At 43.8% G+C, this 15,465-nt stretch carries 15 protein-coding genes and 1 tRNA gene; 12 read left to right on the forward strand and 4 right to left on the reverse strand.

Features of this window, described 5'->3' with window-relative positions; translation table 11 throughout:
* Positions 1–11: 11 nt before the first annotated feature.
* The 4 genes from ACMH5P_RS00770 (at position 12) to ACMH5P_RS00785 (ending at position 3,816) form a co-directional block, all read left to right on the forward strand.
* The gene (locus tag ACMH5P_RS00770; RefSeq protein ID WP_459492409.1) at positions 12–296 is read left to right on the forward strand and encodes an SCP2 sterol-binding domain-containing protein; all 285 of its coding nucleotides are present in this window, start codon (positions 12–14) and stop codon (positions 294–296) included.
* Entirely contained in the window at positions 296–1,663 is a 1,368-nt protein-coding gene (gene mnmE, locus ACMH5P_RS00775; protein ID WP_459492410.1) for a tRNA uridine-5-carboxymethylaminomethyl(34) synthesis GTPase MnmE, read from the forward strand. Before ACMH5P_RS00770 ends, mnmE begins: the two co-directional genes overlap by 1 nt.
* Positions 1,664–1,803: 140 nt before the next feature.
* Positions 1,804–3,054 carry a S8 family peptidase gene (locus tag ACMH5P_RS00780; protein WP_459492411.1) on the forward strand — a complete coding sequence of 417 codons (1,251 nt, stop codon included), beginning with the start codon at positions 1,804–1,806 and terminating at the stop codon, positions 3,052–3,054.
* A gap of 69 nt (positions 3,055–3,123) precedes the next feature.
* Positions 3,124–3,816, forward strand: a complete 693-nt coding sequence (locus ACMH5P_RS00785) for a spheroidene monooxygenase (protein ID WP_459492412.1) — start codon at positions 3,124–3,126, stop codon at positions 3,814–3,816.
* A 167-nt stretch (positions 3,817–3,983) separates the two neighbouring features.
* On the opposite strand, the gene ACMH5P_RS00790 is transcribed toward ACMH5P_RS00785, so the two are convergent.
* Both ACMH5P_RS00790 and ACMH5P_RS00795 read right to left on the reverse strand, forming a co-directional pair.
* Positions 3,984–4,325: a P-II family nitrogen regulator gene (locus tag ACMH5P_RS00790; RefSeq protein WP_459492413.1), complete on the reverse strand. Its 342-nt coding sequence runs from the start codon at positions 4,323–4,325 to the stop codon at positions 3,984–3,986.
* Positions 4,326–4,330: 5 nt separating this feature from the next.
* The gene (locus ACMH5P_RS00795; RefSeq protein ID WP_459492414.1) at positions 4,331–5,584 is read right to left on the reverse strand and encodes an ammonium transporter; all 1,254 of its coding nucleotides are present in this window, start codon (positions 5,582–5,584) and stop codon (positions 4,331–4,333) included.
* Between the two features lie 106 nt (positions 5,585–5,690).
* Here ACMH5P_RS00795 and ACMH5P_RS00800 point away from each other — a divergent pair, with 106 nt between their 5' ends.
* The 3 genes from ACMH5P_RS00800 to ACMH5P_RS00810 are packed head-to-tail and all read left to right on the forward strand — an operon-like array spanning position 5,691 to position 9,009.
* Entirely contained in the window at positions 5,691–7,601 is a 1,911-nt protein-coding gene (locus ACMH5P_RS00800) for a beta-N-acetylhexosaminidase (protein ID WP_459492415.1), read from the forward strand.
* 2 nt (positions 7,602–7,603) lie between these two features.
* Positions 7,604–8,359 (forward strand): carboxylesterase family protein, encoded by a 756-nt coding sequence (locus tag ACMH5P_RS00805; protein WP_459492416.1) that lies wholly within the window; start codon positions 7,604–7,606, stop codon positions 8,357–8,359.
* Entirely contained in the window at positions 8,356–9,009 is a 654-nt protein-coding gene (locus tag ACMH5P_RS00810) for a DNA/RNA non-specific endonuclease (protein WP_459492417.1), read from the forward strand. The genes ACMH5P_RS00805 and ACMH5P_RS00810 overlap by 4 nt, the downstream gene beginning before the upstream one ends.
* A gap of 104 nt (positions 9,010–9,113) precedes the next feature.
* Here ACMH5P_RS00810 and ACMH5P_RS00815 read toward each other — a convergent pair whose 3' ends face one another.
* Both ACMH5P_RS00815 and kduI read right to left on the reverse strand, forming a co-directional pair.
* On the reverse strand, positions 9,114–10,988 hold the full coding sequence (locus ACMH5P_RS00815; RefSeq protein ID WP_459492418.1) for a glycoside hydrolase family 88 protein: 1,875 nt from the start codon (positions 10,986–10,988) through the stop codon (positions 9,114–9,116).
* Position 10,989: 1 nt separating this feature from the next.
* The gene (gene kduI, locus ACMH5P_RS00820; RefSeq protein WP_459492419.1) at positions 10,990–11,820 is read right to left on the reverse strand and encodes a 5-dehydro-4-deoxy-D-glucuronate isomerase; all 831 of its coding nucleotides are present in this window, start codon (positions 11,818–11,820) and stop codon (positions 10,990–10,992) included.
* Between the two features lie 73 nt (positions 11,821–11,893).
* On the opposite strand from kduI, the gene ACMH5P_RS00825 reads away from it, so the two are divergent.
* From ACMH5P_RS00825 to ACMH5P_RS00845, 5 genes are all read left to right on the forward strand, one after another.
* The gene (locus ACMH5P_RS00825) at positions 11,894–12,691 is read left to right on the forward strand and encodes a hypothetical protein (protein WP_459492420.1); all 798 of its coding nucleotides are present in this window, start codon (positions 11,894–11,896) and stop codon (positions 12,689–12,691) included.
* A complete protein-coding gene (locus ACMH5P_RS00830; protein WP_459492421.1) occupies positions 12,681–13,433 on the forward strand; it encodes a tRNA (adenosine(37)-N6)-dimethylallyltransferase in 753 nt (250 codons plus the stop codon). Before ACMH5P_RS00825 ends, ACMH5P_RS00830 begins: the two co-directional genes overlap by 11 nt.
* 56 nt (positions 13,434–13,489) lie before the next feature.
* Positions 13,490–13,574 (forward strand) — tRNA-Ser (locus ACMH5P_RS00835).
* Positions 13,575–13,634: 60 nt separating this feature from the next.
* Positions 13,635–14,306 (forward strand): 16S rRNA (cytidine(1402)-2'-O)-methyltransferase, encoded by a 672-nt coding sequence (gene rsmI, locus ACMH5P_RS00840; RefSeq protein WP_459492422.1) that lies wholly within the window; start codon positions 13,635–13,637, stop codon positions 14,304–14,306.
* Position 14,307: 1 nt separating this feature from the next.
* A complete protein-coding gene (locus ACMH5P_RS00845; RefSeq protein WP_459492423.1) occupies positions 14,308–15,438 on the forward strand; it encodes a lipoprotein N-acyltransferase Lnb domain-containing protein in 1,131 nt (376 codons plus the stop codon).
* The last annotated feature ends 27 nt before the right edge of the window (positions 15,439–15,465 follow it).

The following is a 15,465-nucleotide window of genomic DNA, read 5'->3' on the forward strand; positions in this document are numbered from 1 at the left end:
AAATTATCAATATGACATTTCAACAAATCAACGAACGTATTAGTGCTCTAGCTGCTGAAAAGGGTGGCATGGGCGTATCCTTTAAATTTGCTTTTCCTTCGGGTATCATTGTGGTTAATGGTGATGGATCTGTGACCAATGAAAATGTGGATGCAGATTGTACGATTGCGGCAACGGAAGAAAATTTTACCGCTTTATTGAAAGGTGAATTGAATCCCATGATGGCTGTGATGACAGGTAAAGTGAAAATTTCTGGCGACATGTCCGTTGCTATGAAGCTTCAAAACTTGTTGTAATGTTATTTCAAGACACGATAGTCGCATTGGCTACACCCGCTGGGGTGGGGGCGATTGGTGTTATCCGTTTATCTGGTCCTAACGCGATCCCTATAGTCAATTCGGTCTTTAAACCCAAGGATTTAAGTAAGCAGTCTTCGCATACCCTACATTATGGGCGGATCGAAGATGCGGGTCGGGTTTATGACGAGGTTGTTGTTAGTCTTTACATCGCTCCAAAAAGTTATACCAAGGAGGATGTGGTCGAGATATCGTGTCATGGCTCTCCGTTTATTCAGGAGAGTATTATTCAGTTATTTGTCGAAAAGGGAGCACGCTTAGCCAAGGCGGGTGAGTTTACCCAACGTGCGTTCATGCACGGGGCTTTTGATTTGGCCCAAGCTGAGGCGGTGGCGGATGTAATTTCGGCAGATTCAGCGGCTGCGCAGGCTGCGGCTTTGCATCAGTTACGCGGTGGCTTTTCGAATGAATTGGCGGCATTACGAGAGCAATTGATTCACTTTGCCTCCTTGATTGAATTGGAGTTGGATTTTGGTGAGGAGGATGTCGAATTTGCGGATCGTAAGGATTTGGAAGATTTGGTGAACCAATTGCTTGTGGCGATCCGACCTTTAGTAGCGAGTTTCCGGGCGGGTAACGCCATTAAGAACGGCGTGGCTACGGTCATCGTTGGGAAGCCGAATGCGGGAAAATCTACTCTCTTAAATGCCTTATTAAATGAGGATCGTGCGATTGTATCCGATATCGCTGGGACGACGCGCGATAGTTTAGAGGATACTTGGTTGTTGGGTGGTATTAAATTTCGCTTGATTGATACGGCGGGATTACGTGAGACGGAAGATGTGATTGAGGCGATGGGCGTCGAACGAACGCAGGCATGGGTTAAAAAGGCGCAGGTTGTTATTTACTTAGCAGATGCTGTCACAGAAACGCCTGATGGATATCGCGAGGCCATTGCAGCTTTGGGAGAGATTGATATTCCTGTTATTAAGTTGTTGAACAAAGTAGATCAAGTAGATGACTCCCAGGTAGCTACATTTAAATCGCGTATCCCTGAATTGATTGAAATTTCGGCGAAGGACCGAATAGGTTTAGCGGATCTTGAAAAGGCTTTGCTGGACATTATTGGTTTGGACCAAGTGAGTACCGGAGGGACTTTGGTAACTAATTTGCGTCACTACCAACACCTCTTACAAACGCAGGAAACATTGGAGTCTGTTTTGAGGGGATTACAAGTAGGTTTGACAGGGGATTTGATCGCGCAGGATCTTCGTTATGCTTTGCATGATTTGGGTGAGATTACGGGTCAAATTTCGAATGACGATTTGTTGAAGAACATCTTTGGGAAATTCTGTATCGGTAAGTAAGAATTATCAATTATATCGTTCATTGACGTTATCCTAAATAAATTTGGACTAGATTTTAACATTGGTACATATTCGCTTTTATGTGTCTTGAGTATGGTTTTTATTTGAATTAATTTCAATAAACCAAATCCAACCACGCCATGCGATACTTTCGACTACCCTCTCTTCTGTTACTTTCGGTAACTTTATTCTTAGCTAGTTGTACAGAACAATTCTTAGAAAATGGTGAAAAACTTTCGCCACCAAATGCTTCGATTCAATTAGTTGAACCTTCCGTTGTCAAAAACAAAGTAGGTATCCCAGATGACTCATATATTGTCGTTTATAAGGATTCAATTACGATAACCGAATTAAAGAAGGAAGTAGCAGGTCTTGAGAAACGCTACAATGCAATCCCTGATCATGTTTATTCACGAGCGATCAAAGGTTTCGCCGCACGTTTATCTCCTGACGCATTAGCGGAATTACGTCGGAATCCAATGGTTGATTTTATTGAGAAAGATCAAGAGGTTTCCTTGAATGCGACGGTTACAAACGTTACATCTTGGGGCATCGATCGAATTGATCAGGCTAATCTACCTTTGACTTATTCGTTTACCTATTTTAATAGTGGATTAGGTGTAAAAGCTTATGTAATTGATACGGGTATTTTACTATCACACAGTGAATTTGGTGGACGAGCGATTGGTGGTTTTTCTGCGATAAATACAGCAACGGATTGGATTGACGGTAATGGGCACGGTACACATGTGGCGGGTACGATTGGTGGATTGAATTACGGCGTTGCGAGAGATGTAACCTTGGTGGCTGTTCGTGTATTAGACGCGAATGGATCTGGAACAAATTCGGGAGTTATTGCAGGTATTAACTGGGCAATTTCAGATCATATTGCGGGCCAACCTGCTGTTGCAAATATGTCTTTGGGAGGTGGTGCGTCATCTGCTTTGGATTTAGCAGTTGAAAATGCTATTAAAGACGGCATTGTCATGTGTGTTGCCGCAGGAAATAATTCAGCAGATGCAGGTCGTTATTCACCTGCCCGTGTTAAAAATGCGATAACTGTTGGGGCAACAGGTAGATTTACAACTACATCAACGTCTTACGATGCGATTGCAACTTACTCGAATTTTGGTTCGGTGGTTGATTTATTTGCACCGGGTTCGAGTATCAACTCGGCTTATATCGGTGACAACAACGCCATTCGTGCTTTAAGTGGAACATCGATGGCAACACCGCACGTGGCGGGTGTAGTCGCTCAATATTTATCCGTGAACACGACGAAAACTCCAGCGGAGGTTCAGACTTATATTAAGACCGTGGCAACTCCTAGAAAGGTAACGGGTATCAAAGGGACGACAACGACGACTGCCTTATTGTACACGAATAATTAATGATAAAAGCCTATAGAACATTTGTCTCGTGCGTTGAAATTGAATAGCTTTAATTTCAAATTCAAGAACTTGACAAACGGGAAGTATATCACGATACGATTTATAAAATATTCGGGTTTCAAAGCCCGTCGAGCGGCCTTTTCAGAAATGGGCCGCTCGTTGTTTTTAAGCTGGTCGGCACCTGGTTTAGTATTCGCCAAACACCTCGGAACCGGTGCAGGCAATGGATTCTCGATTTTCCCTGATTTTGGTCTATATGCCTGGTTGGGTGTATGGGATACACCCGAATCCGCTGTTACGTTTTTTCAATCGGATTCTCGCTGGTTATCCTTAATTAGCCTATCCGAGGAAATAAGCGGTTGGGACGGTGAACCACTCAAAGGCAAAGGAACTTGGAACCAATTGTCTCCATTTGATTTTTCGGAAGCGGATGCGGATTGGACGGGTTCCATTGCGGTCATCACGCGCGCAAGTATACGTTGGTCGAAAGCCTTACTCTTTTGGTGGAACGTTCCCTCTGCCAGTAAACATTTGAAAGGCAAGGAGGGCTTGATCTACGCCAAAGGGGTAGGGGAACTCCCTTTATTGGAACAAGCCACCTTCTCGCTTTGGGATTCTGCAAAGCGATTAGACCAATTTGCCTATCAAAGCAAAGAACACGCTCCGATGATCAAGAAGACCCGGAAATATGATTGGTATAAGGAGGAGATGTTTGTGAGGATGAAGGTGGTAAAACAGTATTCAGTAGTCAGTGGGCAGTAGTCAGTGGGCATTATTCAGTACCCAAATATATTTCTGATTAAAATTAAAATGGCCAAAATCAATCCTAAAACAGACTTTGGCTATTTCTATGTAAACACTTAACTTTTCCTTACCTATAGGTAAAAGCGATTATCTACTACTGACTACTGCCCACTGACTACTGTCTCCTACCTTATCGCTTCCACCCCCCTCGTTTTCGTTCTGATCCGAATCGCATCTTGCACATCGTAGATAAAGATTTTGCCATCGCCGGTGTTACCCTCAGAAGCATTATCCAAGATCACATCAATGCATTTCTCTAAGTTCTCGTCGCTTACGACGCAGATGATCATCACCTTGGGCAATAAGATCATGGATTTCTCGGTACCCCGATAGATCTCCGAATAACCTTGTTGGAGCCCCGCACCACGCACCGGCACCACCGTCATACATGGAATATTTGCGTCAATTAGGCCCTTTTGGATGGCTTTTAATTTGGACGGCTTTACAATTGCTTCTATCTTTTTCATAGTTCTTATTCAAATGTTGTATATGACTCCACCCCAAATTCCACCGCATCGATTCCCGCCGATTCTTCCTTGTGACTCAAGCGAATTCCCATCGTCTTTTGTAAGGCCTTGAATATCACAAATGTTAAGACAAAGGAGAAGATTGAAATGACCGTTACACCAGTTAATTGCGTCATAAATTGCTCCGATTGTCCGGTTGTAAATAAACCATTCTTTGTTGAGAATAGTCCTACTGCAATCGTTCCAAAAAATCCATTCACGCCATGTACCGCCACGGCTCCTACGGGATCGTCTACTTTCATTTTGTCCACCAATACGACGGCGATATCTACAATCGTTCCAGCTACCAAGCCAATTAAGAGAGCTGAATTGGGACTTACTACGTTACATCCTGCCGTAATCGCAACCAAACCGGCTAATACGCCATTGATCACCATCGTGATATCAACCTTCTTGTAACGTAAAAAGGTATAACAGATCGTCGCAATACCACCCGATGCAGAGGCTAAAAATGTGTTTGTTGCCACGGAACCGATCAAATCCCATTTGCCTACGGCACCCAGGGTAGATCCTGGGTTAAATCCGAACCAACCAAACCACAGGATAAAGGCACCCACGGCAGATAATGTCAAGTTATGACCTGGAATCGCATTAGGGCTTCCATCTTCATTGTATTTACCTATACGAGGTCCTAATACAATTGCTCCCGCCAAAGCTGCAAATCCACCCATCGCGTGAATGGCTGCTGATCCTGCGAAGTCGTTAAAGCCTTGTAGTGCCAACCAGCCGTTGGGATTCCAAACCCAATTGGCCGCCAAGGGATACATCACCGCCGAGAAAATAGTTACATAAACTGCATAGGACCACATCTTCATCCGTTCTGCTACACCACCCGAGACGATCGAAATCGCGGCAACTGCGAATCCCATTTGGATGAACCAGAATAATGAATTTGAAATGGTTAATCCCAAGCCCAAATCACCTTCCATAATTCCGGTATCGAATGCCCAATAGCCATTCGATTGGCCGTAAGCAATTCCGAAGCCCACTAAATAAAAGGCGATTCCACCGAACATGATGTCAATCATCACTTTGGCGATAATACTGACGGCGTTTTTCGAACGGACAAATCCTGCCTCTAAGAGGGCAAAACCGCCTTCCATTTGAAAAATGAGCGCCGCACAGATGGCGACCCAAACCGTATCAATGGCATGTGTTAATTCCGCTTGCTGAGCAGCAAGGGTAGCAGATTCATTCATGGTTTTGTTATTAGTATATAATGCTTAATCCTTGCAAAAATAAAAAACGATTTGGAATTTATCGCAATTAACTTGAACTTTAATCAAGTTTATAAACCTATTCAACATGCTTAAAAAAATCACCCTCATCGGGATAACTTGTTTGCTGGCAAGTTCTGTTTTCGCTCAAAATCCTTACATTATACCGGTTCCTTCCAAGGCTGTTTATTCGAAGGGCTCCTATACACTCGCGAGTTCGATCATCATTGCTGGTCCTAAAGACGCAGCTTTGACAACGACCTACGCTAATTTGACCGATAAATTGAGTCGGGTAGCTGGCAAAAAGGTTCAATGGTTGTATGATCAAGGTTCTACCGCTTCCTTAGCGGCCATTCGATTTAAGTTAAATAGGAATGCCGATGTTGTGCTCGGTAATGAAGGGTATCAATTGACTTCCGATGCGAAGGGTGTTCAAATTACGGCGAATAAACCGGTGGGATTATTCTACGGCATTCAAACCCTTTTGCAATTAATGCCAAAGGAAATCGAGTCGAACAAAGCGGTTACTGGTGTTAAATGGTCCATTCCCTATGCCAACATCACCGATACACCCCGTTTTGCTTGGCGAGGAATCATGCTCGATGTAGCCCGTCACTTTTTTACCAAAGAAGAAGTGAAGCGTTTTATCGATGAGATGGTGGCTTACAAATACAATGTCTTACATTTTCATTTGACCGACGACGAAGGTTGGCGCGTGGAAATAAAGTCCTTTCCAAATCTGACCATAAAAGGAGCTTTCAACGTGAAAAAGGTGGGTCATTTCACCGACTTCTCGAAGCCACTTCCCGGCGAGCCTCGTACCTATGGTGGCTTCTATACACAAGAAGATATCAAAGAATTAGTGAAATATGGGCAGGAGCGATTTGTCAACATCATGCCTGAAATTGATGTGCCAGGTCACTCAATGGCTGCAGTAGCATCCTATCCCGAATTATCGTGTACGCCCGAAGCGGTGAATTACCAAGTAATCTCCGGTGAGCCATTTATCGATTGGTCGCATGGGCATCCCGAGGCTTTGCAGGACAATACCTTATGTCCGGCCAATGAGAAAGTGTATACCTTCTTAAATTCCGTCATTGGAGAGATATCTCAATTATTCCCTTTCGAATACATTCATATGGGTGGGGATGAGTGTCCTAAAAATTATTGGGATAAAAACCCTCAAATCTTGGCCATGCGCAAGGAATTAGGTCTTAAAAACTCTCAAGAAGTTCAGGCGTATTTCGTTCAAAAATTAGAAAAGATCATTACTTCCAAAGGCAAACGCATGATGGGCTGGGATGAAATCTTGGAGGGTGGTGGTCTGCCGAAAAACACTGCCGTGATGTCATGGCGTGGCATGCAAGGGGGAATCCAAGCCGCGAAAGACGGTCACGAGGTTGTGATGACACCCAATAACCATGTGTACATCGACTTGATGCAAGGTGATAAAGCCATTGAACCTCCGGTTTATAAAACGGTTCGTTTGCGCGATTCTTATGCCTTTAATCCGGTGCCTGAAGGCGTAGATGCTAAATTGGTCAAAGGAGGCCAGGCTAATTTATGGTCGGAGCAATTGTTCAACTACCGCCATCTTCAATACATGACCTATCCACGTTCATTCGCAATCGCCGAAGCATTGTGGTCGGAGCCTGCAAACCGCAACTGGGATAATTTCGTAGGCCGTGTGGAAGCGCACATGGCTCGTTTTGACGTCGCGCAAAAGAAATATGCCCCAAGTATGTTTGAGCCGATTATTGAGGTGAAACGGAATGAAGTAGGTGAATTAATGGTGCAATTAAGCACGGAAATTTCTGGTTTAACGATTCATTACAGCTTTGACCATTCCTTTCCAGATCAATTCTATCCGGTGGCATCAGGTCCTGTTTTGGTGCCTAAAGATGCAACCGTCATGAAGATCGTAACCTATCGTGGCGACAAAGCGATGGGACGGACTCTTGATTTAACTGTTTCAGATATGATTAATCGTGCTAAATAATAATGAAGAAAATACTCATACTATTACTAATTGCTTTTGCTGCCAATGCGCAAAGCAACTTTGAGAAAAAGACCTTTGAAACAAAGGATGGCCATGTATTGCCTTATCAAATCCTTTTGCCGAAGGATTATAAACCTGGAAAGAAATATCCTTTAGTTGTTGTCTTGCATGGTGCCGGGGAGCGTGGTACGGATAATGAGGCCCAAATGAAATACGGCAAGAATGTCTTTTTGGATTCGTTAAACCGGATTAACTTTCAATCCATCGTTATTTTTCCACAATGCCCCAAGGAATCCTATTGGTCATCTGTGAAGATTAATCGCTCTACAGTGCCCACAACCTTCATATTCGATTATTCGGCGCCGATCAATTGGCCATTACAAGCCGTGGTTGATTTAGTGCAATCCATGAAGCGTGATAAAAAGCATACCTACATCATGGGTTTATCGATGGGTGGTATGGGTACGATGGAAGCGGTTTCTCGCTTCCCTAAATTATTCGCTGCGGCTTCACCGATTTGTGGAGGTGCGGATTTGAGCTATGTTAATCAATATGCCAAACGTGTGCCACTTTGGGTACACCATGGCGATGCAGATATCGTAGTCCCTGTTCGTCATTCCCGTGAATTAGTCAAAGCTGTTCAAGATTTGGGCGTTGAAATCAAGTATTCGGAATATTCGGGTGTTAATCACAATTCGTGGGATAACGCTTTCAAGCAAGCCGATTTATTGCCTTGGTTGTTCAGTCACCGTAAATGATTTTAAATCTTCTCTTTTTCATATTATCCTATTTGCCTACCGGGGTGCCCAATATTTCGGGTGCCTCGACAGCTTCTACGACGAATTATTTGGTTGTAAAGAAAGGATATGTGATGTCGTATAATGGGGTAGAGGGACGCGCCAACTGGGTAGGCTGGACCTTAAAAGCATCTGACGTTGGCTCTGTCGAACGCTCGAATCGATTCCGAGAAGACAATAATCTTCCGAGTAGATTTAAACGGGTGGATGATGACGATTATGCACATTCAGGTTATGATCGTGGGCATTTATGTAATTCAGAGGATCGCACTGCATCAGAATATTTGAACGAGGAAACATTCTTGATGTCGAACATTATTCCTCAAACCCCAACGTTAAACCGTGGTCCCTTTAAGTTTTTGGAAGCCTATTGTCGGAAATTAGCCGTAAAAAAAGGCCAACAACTCTTGATCTACAGCGGGGGCATCGGTGCCGCAGATCGTTTGGCCTCGGGAGTTCCGGTCCCTAAATTTTGTTGGAAGGCGGTATATACCCCAAATGATGCCTTTTATGTGCTCTTTCCCAACGAGCATGAATTGAATAAGAACTGGAAGACCTACTTGGTTTCAAAGGATAGGTTAGAGAAAATGACCGGATTTCAGTTACCTTAACTGACCTTTGGCAATCCTCAAAGGTTTGCCAAAGGTAGTTCGGAATGGCCGCAATCAGGCTCAATAAACTGATAAAAAAAGCCCGAAAGTTTCGGGCTTTTTCTTTACTTATTCAACATAAATTCGGCGAGTTTCTTGGCCGCCAAAAAGTTCTCATATTCGAGCGGTGTTCTCCGGTTATTCGTGTATTCATTGTATAACCACGGATCTCCCAAGGCAAATACCTTACCCTTGCCCACATTCGCAACTGCCATTACCGGATAGCCTTGTAATGTCGCGATTGATTTGGCAGGGCCTGATAACTTCAAGGTCGTGATTTCCTTGATATAGACCTTTTTAATTGGGTCGAAAATCAAGTTGCCCGGTTCAATTAATACCGTTCCTTGTTCCCAATTACGTCCTTGGACAAAATTTAAGTTGGGTGCAACGAATTCAATTCCGAACCGACGAGCCAAGATGTTGAAATTTGGAATCTCACAATTGGTCGTATCATTAGCCAATAAAATCAAGTTTCCACCCGCTTTCACCCAAGCCTCAATTTCGTCTGCCGCTTTGGCATTCATATAATTCGGTTTCGCAGTTTCTTTCGGGGAATCCGGATCTACAATAATATAGACCGAAGCTCCTTTTAGGTTTTCTCGGGTAGGAGATACGCCTAAGGTATCCAAGGTGGCTCCTAATTGCTCAAACTGAATTCCCCATAAATGAAATCCAGAATCCTTGCGATCTTCCCATGTATAATGGAAACGTTGGCCATTCTTCGTTTCGTGATTGAAAAAATAATCCAAAACTACTTTTTTGCCTTTGCCGATGGGTAGTTCTTTGGCAACTTCCATTTCCAAGGAAGCTAAGATGAATGGTCCTACGCCTTTCAAATCATCTTGGCGAAGTGGCTCGCTCAAATAGTATTCATACGAACCATCGCGGTAGGGTGTTCCGCCTAATCCTCCCACACTCACTGTTTTCTCCAAATGGATATAACCTGCGGCATCCGTCGTGATGAAATGCTTCAAGGCTCCAGAATAAGCTTTTTGCGCAGCTGTCAAATACGAAGCGGGCAAATATCCTTTGCGAACGCCTTTGGCAAAGGCATAAATAAACATATTGCTCGCGGATGCCTCCAGGTAATTTCCTTTTCTTCCAGGGAAGTTGGGCACCTGATACCAAAGTCCAGAGGCTGGATCTTGAATCTTCAATAAGGCTGCGGATAGATCCTGCAATTGCTTGATCAAGACTTTACGTCCCGGATGATTCGCTGGCATGTAATCCAGTACATCAACCAAGGCCATCTCATACCAACCCATCGAACGTCCCCAGAAATTAGGTGAATGCCCCGTTTTCTTATCTGCCCAGGGTTGTACACGCGCTTGGTCATAGGCATGAATTAATAAGCCTGTTTTCGTATCTATAGAACCTTTGTACATCAATTCGAATTGCTTCAGGATGTCGGCCCAATTGTCTTCGCCCGTGATGGTTGAATATTCGGCATAGAAAGGCTCTAGCATATACAAGCCGTCCAACCACATTTGATTCGGATAGCGTTGCTTATGCCAAAAACCACCATCTGCATCGCGCGGTTGGGCCGCAATTTGTGCTCGCAATTTATCTGCCGCCTTTTTGTATTTCACATCGCCCATTTCTTGGTATAAATACAAGAGCATACGACCTGTCGTGATATTATCCGAGTTGAACTCATTGAAATGATAGGTGCGAATATTGCCCTGATCATCCACGAAGCTGTCGATGTTCTTCTTGATGTAATTGAAATACTTGGCATCCCCAGTTCTTTGGTACATTTTTTCCAAGGCTTTCAGGATGAGACCTTGCTCATAATCCCAAACGGCGGGTTTGCCCACTTTGACTGCAATGGAGTCGGCATGGGTGTACATGATGCTTGCCGACATCTTTTCGGAATAGTTTTGGCCTTTCAATACAAATCCCCCTACGAGTAGGAGGATTGAGAAAATTGATTTTTTCATATTATCGTAAAGCTGAAATTTCTGCAAAATCCATGTCTATGTAATCTTTGTTTTCACCGGCCATACCCCAAATAAACGAGTAGTTCTTGGTGCCTGCGCCGCTATGAATCGACCAAGGTGGTGAGATAATCGCTTGGTGATTATGTACCCAAATGTGCTTGGTTTCATGCGTTTCGCCCATTAAGTGAAGCACGGCATGTTCCGGTGCTACATCAAAGTATAAATATGCTTCCATCCGACGGTCATGAACGTGCGCTGGCATGGTATTCCAAATAGAACCCGGTTCCAAAATGGTCAGACCCATCACCAACTGGCAAGATTGAATACCTTCGTTGTGGATGTACTTATAAATGGTGCGGTGATTGGATGTCTCTAAACTTCCCAAAACCACTGTTTGCACTTGTTCCTTATCTAATTTCGCACAAGGGAAAATCGCATGTGCCGGAGCGGAAAGCAGGTAAAATTGAGCTGGGTTTTCACTTGAAGTAGAGCTGAAACTTACTTCTTTAGTCCCTTTTCCTACATAAACAGCCCCTAATTTTCCAATCGTAAACGAGTGCCCATCGGCATGAACGGTACCTTCACCACCCACGTTGATGATGCCTAATTCGCGACGCTCCAAAAAATACTCTGCGCGTAATTTCTCGGGATTGGGTAAATGCAAGGTATTCATCACAGGCATCGCCCCACCGATAATTATACGATCATAAATCGTATAGGTTAAATTGATGTGATTGGCTGAAAATATGCGCTCAATTAAGAAATTATCCCGTATTTCCTGATTCGTAAATGTTGATACTTCCTTTCTACTCGCCTCAAATCGATAATCCATAGTACAATTGTTTTTTAGTTCACAAAGTAAAAATACCCCTCTTTCTACTGATTTATATCCGTAATATTGTAAAATGTTTGATCCCGACTTCATATCTTTTTTAGAAGCAAATCAATTTGTTCAGCAGGTAGATTCCTCGAAGCATTGGCTGCATGCGTCTTCTGGGCTTTCGATTTTAGTGCTTTCTTCTAAAGGAATGAAGCAATTTGATTCAGATGCTTGGGAAAGTTGGTTAAGGAAATTTCCCAAAGCCTGGCAAATTTGGCAGGAGGATGTGATTCAAAATCCGGATTTGTGGCAAAAGCAGATTTTAGCGCGATTACATTCCTCTAAATCTGTGTTTGCCCGAGACACACGCATCGTGCCGATTTCTGCCGAAGCGGCTCGTCATTTCTTGGATAAAAATCACGTCTTGGGATTTTCCAAAGGACAAACTTATTTGGCTTCTGTGGTACCTGCTCATCGACAGTTCCGTGGGATCACTAGTGAATTCGAATGGGAGGGATGCCCTTTGTTGGCCGTAGCGGTGTTTGGAAAACCGATGGTCATGAAAGAGGAAGGTATGGAAGGGCTCTTGTCGGGCGAATTAATCAAATTGGTGACTCTTTCAGATATTCGACTCGTGGGTGGTCTAACCAAATTCTTACAAGCCTATCACGAAATGGAACCTGTTCATCATGTCATGACGTATATTGATTTGGGATCGAATTCAGGAAAGGGATTTTTGTCGGCCGGATTTCATGTAGTCAGTCAAACGCCTCCCATGTTGTTTAAAATGTATGCTGGCAAGCGTATGCTTGTATCGTCCTTTGAGGAAGCGGAACAATACAGTCCGGGGAATTTAAAACTACGCTATGTCTATGAAAACTAGGGTATTGGTTTTATTGGGCCCCACGGCGAGTGGGAAGACGGCTTTAGCGGTTGAATTGGCGAAGAAGCTGAAAGGGGAGATTGTTTCGGCAGATTCCCGACAAATTTATCGGGGACTGGATATTGGAACAGGGAAGGATTTGGGGGAATATGGAGATGTTCCTTATCATTTGATTGATCATCATGAGGTGGGGGATCCATATTCGGTGGCGCATTTCCAGACGGAGGCGGTGGATGCGATCCAAAAAATTTCCCAACGAGGTAAATTGCCCATTCTTTGTGGAGGTACGGGTTTGTATATCGAGTCATTGATTCAACAATACCAATTTTCGCGGAAGCCGGATTTTTTGACGGAGGCCTTGGAATATAATTTCGAATTCGACGTATTTGGCTTAAATCCTAGATTGGAGCTTCGACGGCAACGAATTACGGATCGTTTGCGATTGCGTTTACATGCAGGTTTAGTAGAAGAGGTTGAGGGTTTGTTGGCCCAAGGAATCAGCGAAGACGCCTTGCTGTGGATGGGCTTGGAGTACAAATGGGTGGTTCAATATTTAGGAGGAGAGATGAGTCGGGAACGATTTGAACAAGGTCTAGAAGTGGCGATTCACCAGTTTGCGAAGCGTCAAATGACCTTTTTTCGAAAGATGGAGCGAGCAGGGGTGCCTATACATTGGATTCCGGATTCGCTTGATTTTCAGGCACAACGTGATTTTGTGTTAAAAAAAATCGCATTTTTTTAGGAACATCTTTGCAAAATGTACGAAAAGACCTTACTTTTGCAATCTCATTACGAGACAGAGAGTTGGCAGAGTGGTCGATTGCGGCAGTCTTGAAAACTGTTGACTGTAACAGGTCCGGGGGTTCGAATCCCTCACTCTCTACAGAAAGCGAAACGAAAGTTTCGCTTTTTTTGTTTCTAGCAATTTTGGCTAAATTCGGATATGAAATTATACCTGGTTCCTACGCCCATTGGCAATTTAGAAGACATTACCCTACGTGCGATTCGCGTGTTGGGGGAAGTGGATGCCATTTTGGCGGAGGATACGCGTACGTCGGGAACTTTGTTGAAGCACCTGAATATTTCCAAACCCTTGTATGCGCACCATGCGCACAACGAGCATGCGGGTGTCGCGGGTATAGTCAAATTGTTAAAGGAGGGTAAATCGCTTGCCTTGATTTCGGATGCGGGGACTCCGGGTATTTCAGACCCTGGATTTTTGTTGGTCAAGGCCTGTGTTGAGCAAGGGATTGAAGTGGAAACACTCCCGGGAGCTACGGCCGTTATACCAGCTTTAGTGAATTCAGGATTCCCAATCGATCGTTTTGTGTTTGAGGGATTTTTGCCTCATAAAAAGGGCCGACAAACCCGATGGAAAGCCATAGCGGAGGAAGAGCGGACAACGGTTTTGTATGAATCCCCGCATCGTTTGGTGAAGGCCTTAGAGCAAATGGTGGAGTTTGTAGGGGCATATCGTTCGGTGATGGTGGCTCGTGAGTTGAGCAAAATGCATGAGCAAATGGTACGAGGAACGGCTGAAGAAGTATTAGCCTATTTTACTGCACATCCTGATAAGGTTCGTGGAGAAATTGTCATAGTCATTGCTGGAAAATAAGATGAAGAAACTACTCCTTCTGTTTTTGATTTCTTTTGGTCTGAAAGCTCAATTAAGCCCACAAGCTCGGGTTTCTTTGATAACGATCGCACCGGGCAAGGACCTGTATTCTGTTTTTGGTCATTCGTCTATTTGGGTACAGGATCCTTCAAATGGAATCGATCGGGTATATAGTTATGGGACCTTCGATTTCGATACCGAGTTTTTTTATTGGAAGTTTTTGAAGGGCACTTTGCCCTACACGATTTCGGTGAATAGCATGCCGACAATACTCGATTATTATGGTCAGGTAGAACATCGCACGGTGAACATGCAGGTATTACGACTTTCAGCCACGGAGAAAAATGCGATTTTTAACGCTTTGGAAACGAATTTATTACCGGAGAATCGGGAGTATTCGTATAAGTTTTTTTATGACAATTGTGCGACCCGCATACGGGATCGTGTCGAGGAGGTTTCCAGAAAATCCTATACGTGGGATTCGTATCAAGGATTGAAAAATAAGTCTTACCGGGATTGGATGAATAATTATTTGGAAGCAAATTCTTGGGCGGCCATTGGGATGAATTTAGCCTTGGGCGTTCCTGCGAACGAAAAGGCATCTCCGTCACAGTCTTGTTACTTGCCGGATAATTTCTTTTTGGCTACTAAATTGGCCTTGCGGTCTGGTCAAAAAATGGCCGATGATCCCATGGCACTTTATCAGGCTCCTGAGGAAATGCCGAAAGGGTTTGATTGGTTTGGGCCATTTACTTGGTTGAGCTTATTGGCCTTATTAGCACTTGTTGTTTCCTTTCAATCCGATCGTTTGCAATATCGTTTTGATGGGGTTTTATATTCCATTTATGGTTTATTAGGTCTTTTCTTATTTTTTTTAGCAGTAGGTACGGATCATGTGGTGATGGGTTGGAATCCAGCTTCTTTAGTCTTGTTTCCGTTTCAATTTCCTTTGGTCTTTTGGTTTGCGAAGAAAGGAGCCTGGAAGCGATATAATCTGATTATGGCGGTATTGGCCATCGTTGGATTTATTTGGTGTTTAACCGAATCTTGGACCTTGGTATTTCCTTTGTTACCAATCTGCATTCGCACCTTGGCTTTGGCTTATCGGTCGAAGTCGGTGATTAACGGATAGAGCCTTTTCTCGGCATTTTATATCTTT

Source organism: Aquirufa sp. 5-AUSEE-100C1, from assembly GCF_054558655.1.

What these genes read in the sequence shown, in the direction of transcription:
- mnmE (WP_459492410.1), top strand. Translation starts at nt 296, where the DNA reads ATGTTATTTCAAGACACGATAGTCGCATTGGCTACACCCGCTGGGGTG.
- ACMH5P_RS00800 (WP_459492415.1), top strand. Translation starts at nt 5,691, where the DNA reads ATGCTTAAAAAAATCACCCTCATCGGGATAACTTGTTTGCTGGCAAGT.
- ACMH5P_RS00770 (WP_459492409.1), top strand. Translation starts at nt 12, where the DNA reads ATGACATTTCAACAAATCAACGAACGTATTAGTGCTCTAGCTGCTGAA.
- kduI (WP_459492419.1), bottom strand. Translation starts at nt 11,820, where the DNA reads ATGGATTATCGATTTGAGGCGAGTAGAAAGGAAGTATCAACATTTACG.
- ACMH5P_RS00780 (WP_459492411.1), top strand. Translation starts at nt 1,804, where the DNA reads ATGCGATACTTTCGACTACCCTCTCTTCTGTTACTTTCGGTAACTTTA.
- ACMH5P_RS00845 (WP_459492423.1), top strand. Translation starts at nt 14,308, where the DNA reads ATGAAGAAACTACTCCTTCTGTTTTTGATTTCTTTTGGTCTGAAAGCT.
- ACMH5P_RS00790 (WP_459492413.1), bottom strand. Translation starts at nt 4,325, where the DNA reads ATGAAAAAGATAGAAGCAATTGTAAAGCCGTCCAAATTAAAAGCCATC.
- ACMH5P_RS00830 (WP_459492421.1), top strand. Translation starts at nt 12,681, where the DNA reads ATGAAAACTAGGGTATTGGTTTTATTGGGCCCCACGGCGAGTGGGAAG.
- ACMH5P_RS00805 (WP_459492416.1), top strand. Translation starts at nt 7,604, where the DNA reads ATGAAGAAAATACTCATACTATTACTAATTGCTTTTGCTGCCAATGCG.
- ACMH5P_RS00825 (WP_459492420.1), top strand. Translation starts at nt 11,894, where the DNA reads ATGTTTGATCCCGACTTCATATCTTTTTTAGAAGCAAATCAATTTGTT.
- ACMH5P_RS00815 (WP_459492418.1), bottom strand. Translation starts at nt 10,988, where the DNA reads ATGAAAAAATCAATTTTCTCAATCCTCCTACTCGTAGGGGGATTTGTA.
- ACMH5P_RS00795 (WP_459492414.1), bottom strand. Translation starts at nt 5,584, where the DNA reads ATGAATGAATCTGCTACCCTTGCTGCTCAGCAAGCGGAATTAACACAT.
- rsmI (WP_459492422.1), top strand. Translation starts at nt 13,635, where the DNA reads ATGAAATTATACCTGGTTCCTACGCCCATTGGCAATTTAGAAGACATT.
- ACMH5P_RS00810 (WP_459492417.1), top strand. Translation starts at nt 8,356, where the DNA reads ATGATTTTAAATCTTCTCTTTTTCATATTATCCTATTTGCCTACCGGG.